Below are 16,287 nucleotides of genomic sequence, written 5' to 3'. Positions count from 1 at the left end.
GGAAAGTCGCGGCCCCCGTGGGCCGTACGCTCCCGCCATGAGCACTTCTGAGACATCACGTTTTGTCCGGCTCCGCGTGGAGCTGATCGTCGAGGTGGCCGACCCCGACGCCGTCACCAAGGCGGCGTTGCAGCGAACCGCCGAGGACACGGACATGCCCGAGGCGGAGCGGATGTACACCGAGACCGCTGTGACGGAGGACACCGCCGAGGCGCTCGCGTACCTCGTCGACCCGGCCGACCTGCTCGGCCCGGTGCCGGGGCTGGAGCTGGCCCAGGCGTCCTGGAGCAGCGAGCAGATCGACTACGACCCGAACTCGCCGGACTGGGTCCTCGACGAGGAGGACGAGGGTGAGGGGGACGAGTACTGACGAGCGCCGACAAGGGGCCGGGCTCGACAGATGACTCTTGGGACAATCGTGGCCCCCGGGCGGCAACCGGCGCCCGGGGGTCCGTCGTCTCCAGCGGCGTTCCCCGGCGCCGGGCGGGGCGCGGGGGTTGCCCGGGTGCGGGTGGGGCAGACGTGGTGTGGACCACACATCGGCCGAACGGGGAACGGGTGGAACCGGCCGTAGCGTTGAAAGTTCTTACGGGGGCCAGTACGGGGTTTTGGGGATTCGGCAACGATGGAGAAGCGTGTGATGACGGACAGTAAGCGGCGCAAGGGCCTGGTGGCCGCGTCCGCACTGCTCGGCGGAATGCTGCTGATAACCGCGTGCAGCGGAGGCAGCAAGGCGGCCAGCGGCGGCGGGGACTCCACCTCGCAGGCCAAGGTGGACGAGGCGGCCGCCCAGAAGAGCTCCGAGGCACAGATCAAGATCACGCCGGGAGACGGCTCCGACAACGCCTCCATCAACAACGCCGCCAAGGTGACGGTCGCCAAGGGCACCCTGACGCAGGTCACCATGACCACCGCGACCGGCACGCCGGTCACGGGCCAGATATCCGCCGACAAGAAGAGCTGGGCGCCCACCGGCCAGCTGGAGCGGGCGACCACCTACAAGGTCGCCGCGACCGCCAAGGACTCCCAGGGGCGCGACGCCCACGAGAACGCCTCGTTCACGACCGTGGCCCCGGCCCACTCCTTCATAGGCAACTTCTCGCCGGAGAGCGGCTCCACCGTCGGCGTGGGCATGCCGGTCTCGATCAACTTCGACAAGGCCATCACCAACAAGGCCGCCGTGCAGAAGGGGATCACCGTCACCGCCAGCAGCGGGCAGGAGGTCGTCGGGCACTGGTTCGGCGCCAACCGGCTCGACTTCCGCCCCGAGAACTACTGGCAGGAGGGCTCCACCGTCACGATGAAGCTCAACCTCGACGGTGTCGAGGGTACGAGCGGCATCTACGGTGTGCAGCAGAAGACGGTCACCTTCAAGGTCGGCCGCAACCAGGTCTCCTACGTCGACGCGAAGACCAAGGAGATGAAGATCACGCAGGACGGCAAGACCGTCAAGACCATCCCGATCTCCGCGGGCGCGCCCGACCACACCACGTACCAGGGTCAGATGGTGATCTCCGAGAAGTTCACCCAGACCCGGATGAACGGCGCGACGGTCGGGTTCAAGGACTCCGACGGCAAGGGCGAGTACGACATCAAGGACGTGCCGCACGCCATGCGCCTGACCACGTCCGGCACCTTCATCCACGGCAACTACTGGGGCGCGCCCTCCGTCTTCGGCAGCGTCAACACCAGCCACGGCTGTGTCGGCCTCCAGGACAAGAAGGGCGCGAACGACCCGGACACGCCCGCCGCGTGGTTCTACAACCACTCGCTCATCGGCGATGTCGTGGTCGTCTCCAACACCGGTGACAAGACGGTCTCCCCGGACAACGGCCTCAACGGCTGGAACATGAGCTGGGCCCAGTGGAAGGCGGGCTCGGCCGCCTGACCCGCCGGCCGCCGACACCTCCCTGCCGATGCCGCCGACCGCCCCCCGGGGCGGTCGGCGGCATCGCCGTTCTCGCACTCCGGCAGGGGCCGGCAGACGGGTCCCGGGGGCCCCGCGCGACGCAACTCCGGGCGCGCCACGGGCTTCTCATCGTTCTCTTATGTCCGGTTTATGGGTTCATCAGTCTGCATCCCTAGCTTGCCGCCATGTTCTTCACCTACCTGAGGCGCGAACTGCGCCGCCGTAGAAAGGCGGCCTTCGTCGTCGCCTCCGGGCTCGCCCTGGGCATCGCCCTGGTCATCGTGGTCAACTCCGTGTCGTCCGGCATGGGGACGGCGCAGGACAAGGTGCTCCAGTCGCTGTACGGGCTGGGCACGGACATGACCGTCACCAAGGCGGCGGCGCCCGCCTCCGACGGCTCCCAGGGGCCGCGCTTCAAGTTCGGCGCCCAGGACAGCGACTCCAGCGGGACCCAGAGCAGCGACCGCGTGATGGTCCAGGGCTTCGAGACCCTGGCCGACAGCACGGTCACCAAGGTGGGCTCGCAGAGCGGCGTCTCGAACGCGGTGGGCGGACTCAGCCTCCGTGTCGTCAAGATCAGCGGACAGTTCACCCGGGGCCAGTTCAAGCAGGGCCAGACCGGCGGCGGACAGGGCGGCCGGGGCGGCTACGGCGGCGGCGGGTTCCAGGGGCGGGTCGAGGGAGGCGGCGCCAACTTCGACGTCAACAACTACTCCGTTTACGGCACCGACGTCACCAAGCCCACCCTGGGCCCGCTGACCTCCTCGAAGATCACCAGCGGCCGTACGTTCAAGACCTCGGAGACCGATGCCAAGGTCGCCGTCGTGGACTCGGCGTACGCCAAGGAGAAGAAGCTCACGACGAGCAGCACGGTCACCATCAAGGGCGTGAAGTTCCAGGTGATCGGCATCGCGACCGCGGACAGCGGTGACTCCGCGGCCAACCTCTATATCCCGCTCCAGCAGGCGCAGACGCTCGCGGACGCGAAGAACAAGGTCACCACGATCTACGTTAAGGCGAGCGACTCCCAGCAGATCGCGGCCGTCAAGACGACCATCCAGAAGAACATCTCCGGGACCACGGTCACCACCTCCGCGGACCTCGCGAACACGGTCTCCGGCTCGCTCTCCACCGCCGCCAGCCTCGCCGACAACGTCGGCAAGTGGCTGTCTCTCGTGGTGCTCGTGGCGGCGTTCCTGGTCGCGGGCCTTCTCACCTCCTCGGCCGTCTCGCGCCGGGTACGGGAGTTCGGCACCCTGAAGGCGCTCGGCTGGAAGTCCGGCCGCGTCACCCGCCAGGTCGTCGGCGAGGCCATGGTCAACGGACTGGTCGGCGGTGTTCTCGGGATCGCGCTGGGCCTCGCGGGCGCCTACGCCGTCACCGCGATCAGCCCCACGCTCCAGGCCCAGCTGGGTGGTGGAGGCGGTGGAGCCGGTGGTGGCGGCGGCTTCGGCGGCGGTGCGGGCGGCGGCGGTGGCTTCGGCGGCGGCCGCCGGGCCGCCAAGACGCTGGAGGTCGCGCTCACCGCGCCCGTCAGCCTCTCCACCATCGCCCTCGCGGTCGCCCTCGCCGTCACCGGCGGTCTGATCGCGGGCGCCTTCGGCGGCTGGCGCGCCTCGCGTCTGCGCCCCGCGGACGCGCTGCGCCGCGTCGAGTAGCACCCGCGCCCGCAGCCGCCCCGCATGCGCGAGGCGTGCGCGCCCCGCACCCGCGAGCGGCCCGCCCCGCACGCGCCCCGGGTTCCGCGGTGACGACGGGCCCACCCCCTTCCGTATCCCAGGAGTTGCACCATGTACGAACTCAGAGGCGTCACCAAGCGCTACACGCGGGGCAAGGAGACCATCAACGCCCTGGACGGCGTCGACCTCACGATCGGCGACGGCGACCGCCTCGTCATCCAGGGCCCCACCGGTGGCGGCAAATCCACGCTGCTGCAGATGCTCGGCGGACTGGACAAGCCCACCGGCGGCTCCGTGGAACTCGACGGCATCGATCTGGCCAAGCTCTCGGAGGCGCGCCTGACCAAGGTGCGCAGCGAGAACATCGGCTTCGTGTTCCAGAGCTTCAACCTCATCCCGACGCTCACCGCCCAGGAGAACGTCGAGACCGCGTTGGTACCGCTCGGTGTGAAGGGCAAGGAGCGCCGCGAACGGGCCGCCCAGGCCCTGGAGTCCGTGGGGCTCGGCGAGCGGCTCGGGCATCTGCCCGCCGAACTGTCCGGCGGCCAGCAGCAGCGCGTCGCCATCGCCCGCGCGCTGGTGAAGCGGCCCAAGGTGCTGCTCGCCGACGAACCCACGGGAAACCTGGACGAATCCACGCGGGACGAGATCATGGACGTGCTGGAGACCCTGTGGAAGGAGCACGGGCTCACCTTTGTGATGGTCACTCATGACTCGGTGCTCGCGAAGAAGGCACCGCGGCTCGTGACCATCCGCAAGGGCAAGATCACGGTCAAGGAGAACGCCGCCTCGTAGGAGCCGCCGGTGCGCCGGTGTCTCGTTCCAACTCGTTATCCCTGGCGCTATTGAGGCGTTGATCACCCCCCGGGCATACTGCGTGGTCCGGGGGGTTGACGTGCATACGTTCGAGACTTCCCCCGGCCGGGTGAACCGGGAATTCGCCTGGTACCTCACCTCCAGGGGGAGTTGTGCGCAGACAAGTGAAGAGAGCATGCGCGGCGACCGTCGCCACGGCGGCCGCCGTGGCGCTGGCGGCGGGTATGACCAGCCCGGCGTCGGCGAAGCCGGGGCCGGCTGCGCGTCCGGCCGCCGCCGCGGGTCTCGTGGCGAAGCACCGCATCACGCTGATCACCGGTGACCGTGTGGTGGTCGACGCCAAGGGCCGTGTCGTCGGCCTGGAGCGGGCGAAGGGCCGCGGACAGGTTCCGATCCAGGTGCGCAGGGCCGCCGGCCACACCTATGTGGTGCCGGCCGACGCGGCCGCCATGATCGCCTCCGGGAAGCTCGACCGCCGGCTGTTCGACGTCACCGGCCTCAACACCTCCCGGACCCGCGAGGACCAGAAGAACGGCCTGAAGGTCATCGTCGGCTACCGGGGCTCCGCCGGCACCGCGAAGGCCGATGTGCGGGAGGCGGGCACGCTCCGCCGGACCCTGAAGTCCCTGAACGCGGACGCGGTCCAGACGCCCCAGCGCGACACGGCCGAGCTGTGGAAGGCCGTCACCGACGGCGACAACGCGGCCTCCGGCATCGCGCATGTCTGGCTCGACGGCGTCCGCAAGGCCAGCCTCGACACGTCCGTGCCGCAGATCGGCGCCCCGACGGCCTGGGCCGCGGGCTACGACGGCAAGGGCGTCAAGGTCGCCGTGCTCGACACGGGCGTGTACGCCGATCACCCGGACCTCAAGGGCCAGGTGATCGCGGCCAAGAACTTCTCCACCGCCGCCACCGTCGCCGACAAGGTCGGCCACGGCACGCACGTGGCGTCCATCGTGGCCGGCACCGGCGCGAAGTCGCACGGCAAGTACAAGGGTGTCGCGCCCGGCGCGAAGATCCTCAGCGGCAAGGTCCTGGACGACGACGGGTACGGCGACGACTCCGGCATCCTGGCCGGCATGGAGTGGGCCGCCCAGCAGGGCGCCGACATCGTCAACCTGAGCCTGGGCGGGCAGGACACCCCCGGGACCGACCCGCTCGAGGCGGAGGTCGACAAGCTGTCCGAGCAGAAGGGCATCCTGTTCGCCATCGCGGCGGGCAACGACGGCGAGCTGGGCGGTCAGACCATCGGTTCCCCGGGCAGCGCGGCCGACGCGCTCACGGTCGGCGCCGTCGACGGCAGCGACAAGCTGGCGTCCTTCTCCAGCCGCGGCCCCGGCCTCGACGGCGCGATCAAGCCCGATGTCACCGCCCCCGGTGTGGACATCACGGCCGCCGCGGCCCCCGGCAGCCTCATCGACAAGGAGGTCGGCGAGAAGCCGGCCGGCTATCTGACCATCTCGGGTACGTCGATGGCGACCCCGCATGTCGCGGGCGCCGCCGCCATCCTCAAGCAGGAGCACCCCGACTGGGGGTTCGCCGAGCTGAAGTCCGCGCTGACGGGCTCCGCCAAGGGCGGCAGGTACACCCCGTTCGAGCAGGGTTCCGGCCGCATCGCGGTGGACCGGGCGATCAAGCAGACCGTGCTCGCCGAGCCGTCGTCGGTGAACTTCGGCGTCGCGCAGTGGCCGCACACCGACGACAAGCCGGTGACCAAGGAGCTGACGTACCGCAACGTCGGCAAGGCCGCCCTCACCCTGTCGCTCTCCCTGACCGCCACCAACCCCAAGGGCCAGGCGGCACCGGCCGGTTTCTTCACGCTCGGCGCGAAGACGGTCACCGTCCCGGCGGGCGGCACCGCCTCGGTCCCGGTGCGCACCGACACCAAGCTGGGCGGCGGCACCGACGGCGCCTACTCGGCGTATGTGACGGCGACGGGCGGCGGCCAGAGCGTACGCACGGCCGCGGCCGTGGAGCGCGAGGCGGAGTCGTACGACGTCACCCTGAAGTACATCGACCGTGACGGCCAGAGCCCCGTCCATCTGAGCACCCTGTCGGATCTCTCGGACACCGGCGACGGGCGGGACTACGTCTCCCAGAGCTCCGACAACACCGTCAAGCTCCGCGTGCCCAAGGGCACGTACCTGCTCGACTCGGTCTCGCTGAAGACGCTCGACTCGACCGAGGGCGGCGCGGACTGGCTGATCCAGCCCAAGCTGACCGTCACCAAGGACACCTCGGTCACCCTCGACCTGACCACGACCAAGGCCGCGGACATCACCGTGCCGGACGCCGCCGCCAAGCCGGTGTCCGCGATGATCTCGTACGACTACGAGACGGCGGACGTGGGTTTCGGCACCAGCCTCGCCGTGCCGTCCTTCCAGGACCTGCGGATCGCGCATGTCGGCCCCGCGGTGCCCGCCGGGCTCTCGCAGAGCTGGTTCGGCCAGTGGACCAAGGGCGACGCCGCCGAGTACGACGTCTTCACCGGCGCCCACGTCACCAAGCTCGACGGCGGACACGTCCGCCACTTCACGGCGGGCGAACTGGCCACGCTGAAGGTCGACCTCGGCTCCGCGAGCAGCGGCAAGACCGGTGCGGTCGGGGCCTACGCCGAACTGCCGGACGACTTCGCCGGCAGCGCCCCGATCGAGCAGAAGCTGCGCAGCACCCGCACGCTGCATGTGTCGACCGGCGAGAAGGTCCAGTGGGCCCTGGACTTCGCGCAGTTCAGCGGCAAGAGGAACCCCCAGGGCCTCCCGGTCGCGGAGGCGTACTACACGGAGGACTACCCGCAGATCTACCAGGCGGGCCGCAGCTACACCAAGACCTTCAACACGGCCGTCTTCGGGCCGAAGGTGGACTCCGATTACGGCATCTTCCGTGAGGGCAACCAGATCTACGGCCTGCTGCCGCTGTTCGCCGACAGCCGGACGCACTCCGGGTCCTCGGACTTCATGTCCGTCAAGACGACGCTGTACCGCAACGGCACCAAGGTCGGCTCGAACGCCGACCCGCTGTTCGGGCTGGAGGGCTTCACGGTGCCGTCCGGTGACGCCTCGTACCAGCTGACGACCTCGGTCGTCCGCAGTGTGAAGGTCGCCGCCGCGTCCACCCGCATCGACGCGAGCTGGACGTTCCGGTCCAAGAAGACGGACGAGGCCAAGCTGCCCGCCTCCTCGGTCCGCTTCGGCGCGACCACCGGCCTGGACAGCCGGGTCGCGGCCGGCAAGAAGGTCACCGTCCCGGTGACCGTGCAGGGTTCGGCCGCGGGCCGCAATCTGGGGTCCCTCGGTGTGTGGGTGTCGTACGACTACGGCAGGACCTGGACGAAGCTGACGGTCCAGCACGGCACGATCACCTACAAGAACCCGGCCAAGGGCCAGGGCCTCTCGTTCCACGCCAAGATCGCCGACAAGAAGGGCAACAAGTCGACGATCTCGATCTACAACGCGTTCTACGGGAAGTGAGCCCCTGACCTCCTGAGCGACACGGCACGGCGGACGGCCCGCCGGAAGGATGTCTTCCGGCGGGCCGTTCCGTGTCTGCGCGAACCCCTGGGGCAGGGCCGGTTCAGGGGCGGGGCACGGTGCTGCCCGCGCGGGTGGCGTCCGTGCCCCAGCTCGCCAGCAGCCGTAGCGCCTCCGCCGACGCGGACCCGGGCTCGGCGTGGTACGTCACCAACGCCATGTCACCGTCGTCCGGCAGCCTGAACGACTCGAACTGCAGGGCCAGATCGCCGACCAGCGGATGCCGCAGATGCTTCAGCCCGTGGCTCTTCTCCTTGACGTCGTGCGTCGCCCACAGCCGCCGGAAGTCCTCGCTCTTCACCGACAGCTCGCCGACCAGCGCCGACAGCCGGGGATCGCCCGGGTAGCAACCGGCCTCGTACCGCAGCTTGCACACGATGTCGATCGCCTTCTGCTCCCAGTCCGTGAACAGGTCCTGGTACTCGGGCCGCAGGAACACCATCCGCGCCCAGTTCCGCTCCTGCGGCGGCAGCTGTCCCCAGTCCCCGAAGACGGCCGCCGCCATCGTGTTCCACGCGAGGATCTCCGCGCGCCTGCCCATCACATACGCCGGCACGCTCTCGAAGAGGTCCAGCAGCTGGCACAGCGACGCCCGTACGTGCTGCGACCGCGCCGACGGCTTCTTCTTGTGCGTCTTCGGCTTGGCCAGATGCGTCAGATGCGCGTGCTCCGCGTCCGTCAGCCGCAGTGCGCGGGCGATCGCGTCGAGCACCTCCGCGGACACGTTCCGTCCGTTGCCCTGTTCCAGGCGCGTGTAGTACGCCACGGACACCCCGGCCAGCTGTGCCAGTTCCTCGCGCCGCAGCCCCGGCACCCGCCGGTGCCGTCCGAAGACCGGCAGTCCTACGTCCTCGGGCTTGAGCCGGGCCCGCCGGGTGCGCAGGAACTCGCTCAGCTCGGCGCGCGGGTCCAGGGTCTGACCGGCCTCCACGACGGGTGTCTGCACGGGGTCGAGCTGTTCGTCCATGCGTCCAGTATTCCCGGTGGTACGTCCCTGAGCCTGACCCCGCCAGTAGTAGGACCGCCGAACGTAGGCAGAGCTGTGATCTGGGTGGATGTCGCGCGGTCAGGCAGCCTGGACGTCGTGCCCGGCAGAAGCAGCCGGGTATGCGACCCCCAAGGAGAACTCCGGCATGACCACCGTTGCTGCGTACGCCGCACCCGCCGCCAAGGCTCCGCTCGAGCGCACCACCATCGAGCGCCGCGACGTCGGCGAGTTCGACGTTCTGATCGACATCAAGTTCGCCGGCATCTGCCACTCGGACATCCACCAGGCCCGTGAGGGCTGGGGCGAGGCGATCTTCCCGATGGTTCCGGGACACGAGATCGCGGGCGTCGTGTCCGAGGTCGGTTCCGGCGTCACCAAGTTCAAGGTCGGCGACCGCGTGGGCGTCGGCTGCATGGTCGACTCCTGCCGTGAGTGCGAGAACTGCAAGGCAGGCTTCGAGCAGTACTGCCTCAAGGGCATGGTCGGCACGTACAACGCCGTCGACAGGTACGGCGAGCCCACCCACGGCGGCTACTCCGAGAAGATCGTCGTCGACGAGAACTACACCGTCCGGATCCCTGACGGTCTCTCCCTCGACGTGGCCGCGCCGCTGCTGTGCGCCGGCATCACCACGTACTCCCCGCTCCACCACTGGAACGCCGGCCCCGGCAAGAAGGTCGCGGTCATCGGCCTGGGCGGCCTCGGCCACATGGCCGTCAAGATCGCGCACGCGATGGGCGCCGAGGTGACCGTGCTCTCCCAGTCCCTGCGCAAGAAGGACGACGGGCTGAAGCTGGGCGCCGACCACTACCACGCCACCAGCGACCCGAAGACGTTCGAGGAGCTGCGGGGCTCGTTCGACCTGATCGTCTCGACCGTGTCGGCGCCGCTGGACTTCGGCGCGTACCTGTCGCTGCTGAAGGCGGACGGCGCGCTGGTGAACGTGGGCGCGCCCGAGGAGCCCATCTCGTTCAACCTGTTCTCGCTGATCAGCGGCCGTAAGACCCTCGCCGGGTCGGCCATCGGCGGCATCCGTGAGACCCAGGAGATGCTGGACTTCTGCGCGGAGCACGGCATCGGCGCGGAGATCGAGCTGATCGCCGCGTCCGAGATCAACGAGGCGTACGAGCGGGTGCTGAACAGCGATGTGCGGTACCGGTTCGTGATCGACACCGCCACCATCTGAGCATTCGGTCGGTGATCACGCCGTGAGGCGGCCCTTGTGGCCGCCTCACGGCGTTTTCGCTGTCGGCGGGCCGGCTCGTGCGGTGGCCGGCTCGTACGGCGGGTCCTCGGAGTGTCAGTGGGCCGACTCGGTGTGTGTGGTCCGCGTCGGCGTGTCGATCTTGACTGAGGCCGGCGGAGGCGGACATCCGATTGCGGCGGAGGCGGCGCCACCTTAGCTTCAGGGCGTCGGATTCTCCCGACAAAGCCCGCATAGACCGCTATGTCGGCTTTCCTCGTGGTGCCATCGAATGGAGCGTTCATGTCGGTGATGACCGGTACCCAACCCCTGCAGCAGTACGGCCAGCAGATCGGGGGCCCCCAGCCCCAGATCGCACAGATGATCCAGCAGGCCATCCAGCAGGCCTGTCAGCAGGCAAGCCAGCAGGTCGCCCAGCGAATGCAGCAGACGCTGCAGCAGATCCAGCAGGTTCAGCAGCAGCTTCAGCAGCAGGGCCTGGCCCAGCAGGCCCACCCCTACCTCGCCCTCGCGTTGCACCACTCGCTGCACGCGGGCATCCGGCAGGCGGTGGAGCAGTCGGTGCAGCAGGCCCTGCCCATGGCCATCGTGACGATGCTCCAGCAGAGCCAGCAGGGCCAGGGCATCCAGGGCCAGCAGGGCTTCCCGTCCATGCAGGGCATGGGGCACTTCGGCGCGCAGCAGCCGTTCTCGCAGCCGTTCTCGCAGTACCAGCAGCCCGGCTTCGGCTTCGGCCAGATGAGTCAGCCCTTCGGTATCGGCTGACCCCAGGGCGGCGCGTGATGCGGTGTGCCCGGGAGCGACTCCCGGGCACACCGCATCACCGTGGAAGCGCCGGACGCCCCTGCCGGATCGGAAGCACAAGGACGATGTAGGCGTGGTGAAGGTGGACGCAATGGTCAAGGAAAGGCCCGGAAACAACCCCGAGGGCGGGGCCGAGGGCGCGGGGGCCGGTGCGCCGGGACCCGAGGGCAGCCGGACCGGTGCCCGCAGGAAGGATGCGCAGTCTCCGCTGTCGGTGCGTCCGCGCCGGGAGCGGTACATGGTCACACCGCTGCCGCAGCATCTGCTGCCGCCGGGAGTCCCCGAACTCGGCATGGACGCACTGTGCGACCAATTGGAGCGGATGCCCGAGATCGAGCTGATCCGCAGGCTCCGGCCGTCGCAGCGGCTCCAGTCGGCAGGGGTGGCCCCCTCCTGCCCGGAGATCGCGGTGATCGAGGTGGCCGAGGCCCAGGTACCGGCGTTGCGGTCGCTGCACCTGCACATCGAGCCGGACCTGCCGCTGGCCGGGGCCGGGCCAGTCGCCGCACCGGCCACGGGGATGCTGCCCCTGCGTGATCCGGGCCTGGTCATGCCGTTGGACCAGCCGGTGGACATCACGTTCCGGATCTGCGGTCCGGGGGACGAACCGCTGGCCGGCGCCGGGGTGTTCCTGATCGGGGCGGCCTGGCCGGCCCAGGGTGTCACCGGAGCCGACGGAACGGTCACCATCACCCTGTCGACGGAGACCACCCAGTCCGTCCGGTCCCTCTACGTCCGGCCGGCGGGCGGCTACACGGACCGCTGGATCCCCCGCCCGGACCTGTCGGCGACCCAGGAGAACCGCGTCGTCCTCACCCCGTTGGCGCAGGTGTACCCGGAGTTGGAGACCCGGCAGCAGTACGGCTGGGGTCAGCAGGCCATGCGGCTGGACCGGCTGCCCCCCACCTTCCGGGCCTTCGGCGTCAGGATCGCGCTCATCGGCTCGGGCGTCAGCGCCGAGCACCCCGATCTGAAGCATCGGGTGCGCTCCGGCGCCGACTTCGTGCGGGGCGAGGAGCGGGGCTGGGCCCACGACAGGATCGGCACCGGCACCCATGCTGCGGGCATCATCGCCGGCGCGGACACCGGCAAGGGCGTCATCGGCATCGCGGTCGACGCCGAGATCGAGGTCTGCCGGGTGATGCCGGACGGACGGTTCAGCGATCTGATCGCAGCCCTGGACCACTGCATCGAGTACGAGGCCGACATCGCGCACATCGCCGTGACGACCCCGTACTCGTCGGCCCTGGTCTCGCGGAAGCTGGCCGACGCGACCGCCGCCGGCATCGCCTGTGTCGCCCCGGCGGGTGACTCCGGCGGGCCGGTCTCCTTCCCGGGTTCGCTGCCCACCGTGTTCGCCGTGGGCGCGCTCGGCGCGTTCGGCTCGTATCCGCAGGACACCTCCCAGGCCACCCACTGCGGACCGCAGCTGACCCCCGAAGGACTGTTCGCCGCGCCGTTCAGCGCCTACGGCGCCGGGGTCGACGCGGCCGCCCCCGGAGTGGCGGTGCTCTCCTGCGCGCCCCGGCGCGGATACACGGCCCTCGACGGCACCGGCGCGGCCTCGGCGCACGTCGTGGGCCTGGCCGCGCTCGTCCTCGCCCATCACGAGGACTTCCACGGTCAGTTGCTGCCCCGCGGATCCGGTCGGGTGCAACATCTGTTCGAGATCATCGCGGCCAGCTGCCGCCCGTTGGCCGTGCCGGGCACGGCCGACGCGGCGCGTGTCGGACGCGGCCTGCCCGACGCCCTCGTCGCACTCGGCCTGACCCCGGGAGCACGGCTCGCACCGGTCCTGTCGCCCTTCGCCGTGTCCATGGCCGGCTGACCCCGCCCCTGACCGGGGGTCCGCGAACGGCACCCGCCTTCGAGGGGCGGGTGCCGTTCGGCCTGCCGCAGCGTGTCCGGGCACCGAAGGGACGAATGCGCTGATACGGTCACAGGCCCCCTGAACCGGCGGCGGCCGCCGCAATCGCACGCTCGCTGCCCGGACTCGCCGTCCCCGGCCTCCCCACGCCGGTGATCAAGCCCTGCCAGGAGTTCTCGTGCACAGGCCGTGTGAGTGGATCCGCCGGGACGTCCGACCCGACCCGGGTCACACCACCGTCCGCCCGTCCGTCTTTCCAGGGACACTGCCGCGCAGCCCCCGCCGGAGCGCACCGTGAGGTGGCCCGGCCGCCGCGGGTCCGCAGGCCGCCGGGTGGCCCGGGTGAGCAGCACGGGTCTACGGGTGCCCGCACCGCCCGTATGGCTGCGCTGGCTCCCTGCGATCTATGTCGTGGTGATCCTGCTCCTCGAACCGATCACTCCCGTGCAGTGGCCGGTGAGCTTTCTGCTGATCGCCCTCCCCGTGGTCGCCGCCTACGCCCACGGTCCCGCCTTCGTCGGCGCCGTCACGGTCTTCGCCGTCGGGTTCGAAGCCATCCTGGCCGGTACGCCGTGCTGTGCCGGCCGCGCGGTCGGGTACATCGGGGAGCGTCACTATGTGGCCAGCTACATCTCCACCGCGCTGGTCGGTGCGCTCGGCACGATCCTGGCCGCCAGCCGCATGCGCCGGGAGCGCACCCTCGCCACCGTGCGCTCCGTGGCCGAGACGGCCCAGAGGGTCTTACTGCGCCCGGTGCCACGACGCCTGGGCCAGGTGTCCATCGAGACGCTCTATCTGTCCGCCGCCGCGGAGGCGCGCATCGGCGGTGACCTCTACGAAGCCGTGCCCACGAGCTACGGGGTCCGCCTGCTCATCGGTGACGTACGGGGCAAGGGCCTGGTCGCGGTGGAGACGGCCGCGACGATGCTCGGTGCCTTCCGCGAGGCCGCCCACGACGAACCGGATCTGACCGGGGTGGCGCACCGGGTGGAGCGGAGCATGGCCCGCAGGGCCGAACAGCTGGAGGGCAACGAGGTGGCGGAACGCTTCGTCACCGCGGTGTTCGCCGAGATCCCCGATCACGAACCCGTGGTCCGTATCGTCAACTGCGGCCATCCGCCGCCCCTGCACATCGTCGGTGACGAGGTCAGCGAGCTGGAGCCGACCGATCCCTCCCCGCCCATCAACATCGGTGTCCTGGTCGGGGACAGCTACCACGTGGATGTGGCGCCGTTCAGCCCCGGCGACCAGTTGCTGCTGTACACCGACGGCGTAACCGAGACCCGCGCTCCCGACGGGACCTTCTATCCGCTCCTCGACCGCGTCCGTTCCTGGGGCCCGCTGCCTCCCCAGGAACTCCTCGCGTATCTGCACCGGGATCTGCTCGCCTTCAGCGGCGGCACCCTCGACGACGACACCGCCGCTCTGGCGGCGTACCGCCTCCCCGCGGAGGTCCCCGATCGCAGCGAGGTCGCCGGCTGAGAGCTCCGAGTGAGAACGAAACCGGAGCCCCCGGCCCGCAGGAGGCTTCTCCGCGGGCCGGGGGCGCGATCAGCCGCCGTTGGACGGCTCCTTGCCGTGCGCCGCGTGACGCGGGCGGTACTTGGAGGAGACCTGGCCGACGAGTTCCCGGAAGCACACCAGGGCCGTGATCGGCGGAATGCCGACGATCACCATCGAGAGCGTGGAGTGCGCGGAATGGCTGATGCAGAGAGCCACCGCGGTGGCGGAGGCGACGAGGATGACCCCCCAGGACCGCCGGGCGGTCCGGTGCTGGATGGCCGCGCGCAGAATGGACAGGGCCGCCACGAACCACGGCCCGTACACCGTCAGCGGCCACCACTGCGCCAGGGGCGAGGGGAGAACCGTCGAGGCGATGGCCCGCAGCTGACTGTACGAATAGGCGGTGGACCACCCCAGCATGGCCACGGAACACGCGGCGATCGTGGCGACCAGGATCGTGATCGGGGTGACCGGCTGGCCACTGTCGAGGACATGGGGCGCGGGGCGGGGCCGCCGTCGCACGCTCCGGTGGCGATGCTGTCCGTCCAGCGCGACCGGGGCGGGCTCCGCGGCGGTCACGGTGGACAGCATCCGGGCCAGCTCCTCGTCCGGGTCCCAGCCGTTCGGCGCGATGTCCGGACCGGGGGCGCTCCAGACGGCATGCGCGTCGAGAGGGTCGACGTCGTAGGAAGGCTGTCCCAGCGGGTCGTAATCCGTTCTCAGGGCGAACTGAATGTCGTAGAGGTTCGGCTCGCCTTGAAGCCTGTCCATTCTCTAGCTCCTCCGCGCCCCTCGCTCAGGCGGTTCCGTTGAAAGCGCGCATATATTCGCTTTCCATCTGACCGATTTCCTTGAGGAAGTCTTCAAGAAGGTCCGAACAGCCCTTGACGCGCAGGTCGCCGATCACCGGGTCGTGCCACACGGCTCCGGTCCGGGCGGGGATCTGATCTTCCGGTTCGTTCCAAGTCACGATCACCTAACGAGCACCCCCCGGCCCCAGGTATCGGGCATTCGGGGGAATGAAGCCATGAAGAAACGTTCATCTAGTCGGATGACCGTACTCGCCGGCGTAATTCCGCATAGGCGTCCAACCATATTTCAGTGAATAGCATTTCCTGCTGTGTGCACCGGGGGGCTTCGTGGCCGGACGCGGGCCCGCCGGGCGCGAGGCGGCAGGCTAGAAGCCGCTCCGCACACCGCCGTCGATCGAGACCATCACGCCGGTGAGATAGGAGGCGGCGGGCGACAGCATGAAGGCCGCGGTCCTGCCGAACTCCTCGGGGGCACCGATGCGGCGCAGCGGGACGGTGGCGGCGGCGCGGGCACGGGCGCCGTCGGCGTCACCCGTCAGGGCGTTCACCTCACGGACCCGGTCGGTCTCGATGTAGGCGGGGAGGAAGCCGACGACCCGAATGCCGCGGGGGCCCAGTTCGTCGGCCAGGTTCTTGGCGTAGCCGGCCAGGCCCGGGCGGAAGGCGTTGGAGATGGCGAGGCCGTGGATCGGCTCGTACACCGAGGTGGACAGGACGAAGCCGATCACCCCGCCCTCGTCCAGTTCCGCGGCGACGGCACGGGACAGCCGCACCGCGCCCAGGAAGACCGACTCGAAGGAGGCGTTCCACTGGTCGTCGCCCATGACGTCCGACGTACCCGCCGGTGGTCCGCCGACGCTGATGAGCACGCCGTCCAGCCGCTGGAAGGCGTTGCGCGCCGCATCGATCAGCCGGTCGGGCGTGTCGGCGTCGGCGTTGTCGGCGACGACGCCGACCACGTGGCCCGGGCCGCCCAGTCTCGCTTTCGCGTCGGCCGCCGACTTCTCGTTCCGGCCGCTGACGACCACCTTCGCACCGTCCGCGACCAGTGCACGCGCGGCCGCCAGCCCCAGCCCGCGGGTACCGCCGGTGACGATGTACACCCGGTCCTTCAACCCGAGATCCATGATCGGTTCCTGTTTTCTCTCCGTCCGCCCCCGGAGCCGGTGGCCGCG

At 70.0% G+C, this 16,287-nt stretch carries 13 protein-coding genes; 9 read left to right on the top strand and 4 right to left on the bottom strand.

Going from position 1 to position 16,287, the window contains the following annotated elements:
* Positions 1-37 precede the first annotated feature (37 nt).
* The 5 genes from AB0L95_RS21125 to AB0L95_RS21105 all read left to right on the top strand — a co-directional run bounded on the left by AB0L95_RS21125 (position 38) and on the right by AB0L95_RS21105 (position 7,874).
* Complete coding sequence (locus AB0L95_RS21125) at positions 38-370, top strand: hypothetical protein (protein WP_365163405.1); 333 nt, start codon at positions 38-40, stop codon at positions 368-370.
* Between the two features lie 270 nt (positions 371-640).
* Complete coding sequence (locus tag AB0L95_RS21120) at positions 641-1,888, top strand: Ig-like domain-containing protein (protein WP_365163403.1); 1,248 nt, start codon at positions 641-643, stop codon at positions 1,886-1,888.
* A gap of 206 nt (positions 1,889-2,094) precedes the next feature.
* A complete protein-coding gene (locus tag AB0L95_RS21115; protein WP_365163401.1) occupies positions 2,095-3,567 on the top strand; it encodes an ABC transporter permease in 1,473 nt (490 codons plus the stop codon).
* 132 nt (positions 3,568-3,699) lie between these two features.
* Entirely contained in the window at positions 3,700-4,383 is a 684-nt protein-coding gene (locus AB0L95_RS21110; protein WP_365163399.1) for an ABC transporter ATP-binding protein, read from the top strand.
* Between the two features lie 185 nt (positions 4,384-4,568).
* Positions 4,569-7,874, top strand: a complete 3,306-nt coding sequence (locus tag AB0L95_RS21105; RefSeq protein WP_365163397.1) for a S8 family serine peptidase — start codon at positions 4,569-4,571, stop codon at positions 7,872-7,874.
* 103 nt (positions 7,875-7,977) lie between these two features.
* Here AB0L95_RS21105 and AB0L95_RS21100 read toward each other — a convergent pair whose 3' ends face one another.
* On the bottom strand, positions 7,978-8,901 hold the full coding sequence (locus tag AB0L95_RS21100; RefSeq protein ID WP_365163395.1) for a helix-turn-helix transcriptional regulator: 924 nt from the start codon (positions 8,899-8,901) through the stop codon (positions 7,978-7,980).
* Between the two features lie 166 nt (positions 8,902-9,067).
* Here AB0L95_RS21100 and AB0L95_RS21095 point away from each other — a divergent pair, with 166 nt between their 5' ends.
* The 4 genes from AB0L95_RS21095 (at position 9,068) to AB0L95_RS21080 (ending at position 14,279) form a co-directional block, all read left to right on the top strand.
* Positions 9,068-10,108, top strand: coding sequence for an NAD(P)-dependent alcohol dehydrogenase (locus tag AB0L95_RS21095; protein WP_365163393.1), 1,041 nt, complete (start codon positions 9,068-9,070; stop codon positions 10,106-10,108).
* Positions 10,109-10,408: 300 nt separating this feature from the next.
* On the top strand, positions 10,409-10,891 hold the full coding sequence (locus AB0L95_RS21090; protein ID WP_365163392.1) for a hypothetical protein: 483 nt from the start codon (positions 10,409-10,411) through the stop codon (positions 10,889-10,891).
* Between the two features lie 130 nt (positions 10,892-11,021).
* Positions 11,022-12,758 carry a S8 family serine peptidase gene (locus AB0L95_RS21085; protein ID WP_365163390.1) on the top strand — a complete coding sequence of 579 codons (1,737 nt, stop codon included), beginning with the start codon at positions 11,022-11,024 and terminating at the stop codon, positions 12,756-12,758.
* Between the two features lie 381 nt (positions 12,759-13,139).
* The gene (locus AB0L95_RS21080; protein WP_365163388.1) at positions 13,140-14,279 is read left to right on the top strand and encodes a PP2C family protein-serine/threonine phosphatase; all 1,140 of its coding nucleotides are present in this window, start codon (positions 13,140-13,142) and stop codon (positions 14,277-14,279) included.
* Between the two features lie 69 nt (positions 14,280-14,348).
* Here AB0L95_RS21080 and AB0L95_RS21075 read toward each other — a convergent pair whose 3' ends face one another.
* The 3 genes from AB0L95_RS21075 to AB0L95_RS21065 all read right to left on the bottom strand — a co-directional run bounded on the left by AB0L95_RS21075 (position 14,349) and on the right by AB0L95_RS21065 (position 16,239).
* A complete protein-coding gene (locus tag AB0L95_RS21075; RefSeq protein WP_365163386.1) occupies positions 14,349-15,071 on the bottom strand; it encodes a DUF2637 domain-containing protein in 723 nt (240 codons plus the stop codon).
* 25 nt (positions 15,072-15,096) lie between these two features.
* On the bottom strand, positions 15,097-15,276 hold the full coding sequence (locus tag AB0L95_RS21070) for a hypothetical protein (protein WP_365163384.1): 180 nt from the start codon (positions 15,274-15,276) through the stop codon (positions 15,097-15,099).
* Between the two features lie 201 nt (positions 15,277-15,477).
* A complete protein-coding gene (locus AB0L95_RS21065) occupies positions 15,478-16,239 on the bottom strand; it encodes an SDR family oxidoreductase (RefSeq protein ID WP_365163382.1) in 762 nt (253 codons plus the stop codon).
* Positions 16,240-16,287: the final 48 nt, after the last annotated feature.

It is taken from the genome of Streptomyces sp. NPDC052036 (assembly GCF_040680495.1).
Lineage (GTDB): Bacteria > Actinomycetota > Actinomycetes > Streptomycetales > Streptomycetaceae > Streptomyces.
Note: the sequence above shows the minus strand (reverse complement) of the source record. Positions and strands in the feature narration are given on the sequence as shown.

Bases quoted from the DNA above. Each gene is read 5' to 3' on its own strand.
- AB0L95_RS21065 (WP_365163382.1), bottom strand. From the start codon at position 16,239: ATGGATCTCGGGTTGAAGGACCGGGTGTACATCGTCACCGGCGGTACC.
- AB0L95_RS21085 (WP_365163390.1), top strand. From the start codon at position 11,022: ATGGTCAAGGAAAGGCCCGGAAACAACCCCGAGGGCGGGGCCGAGGGC.
- AB0L95_RS21120 (WP_365163403.1), top strand. From the start codon at position 641: ATGACGGACAGTAAGCGGCGCAAGGGCCTGGTGGCCGCGTCCGCACTG.
- AB0L95_RS21110 (WP_365163399.1), top strand. From the start codon at position 3,700: ATGTACGAACTCAGAGGCGTCACCAAGCGCTACACGCGGGGCAAGGAG.
- AB0L95_RS21125 (WP_365163405.1), top strand. From the start codon at position 38: ATGAGCACTTCTGAGACATCACGTTTTGTCCGGCTCCGCGTGGAGCTG.
- AB0L95_RS21095 (WP_365163393.1), top strand. From the start codon at position 9,068: ATGACCACCGTTGCTGCGTACGCCGCACCCGCCGCCAAGGCTCCGCTC.
- AB0L95_RS21090 (WP_365163392.1), top strand. From the start codon at position 10,409: ATGTCGGTGATGACCGGTACCCAACCCCTGCAGCAGTACGGCCAGCAG.
- AB0L95_RS21115 (WP_365163401.1), top strand. From the start codon at position 2,095: ATGTTCTTCACCTACCTGAGGCGCGAACTGCGCCGCCGTAGAAAGGCG.
- AB0L95_RS21100 (WP_365163395.1), bottom strand. From the start codon at position 8,901: ATGGACGAACAGCTCGACCCCGTGCAGACACCCGTCGTGGAGGCCGGT.
- AB0L95_RS21075 (WP_365163386.1), bottom strand. From the start codon at position 15,071: ATGGACAGGCTTCAAGGCGAGCCGAACCTCTACGACATTCAGTTCGCC.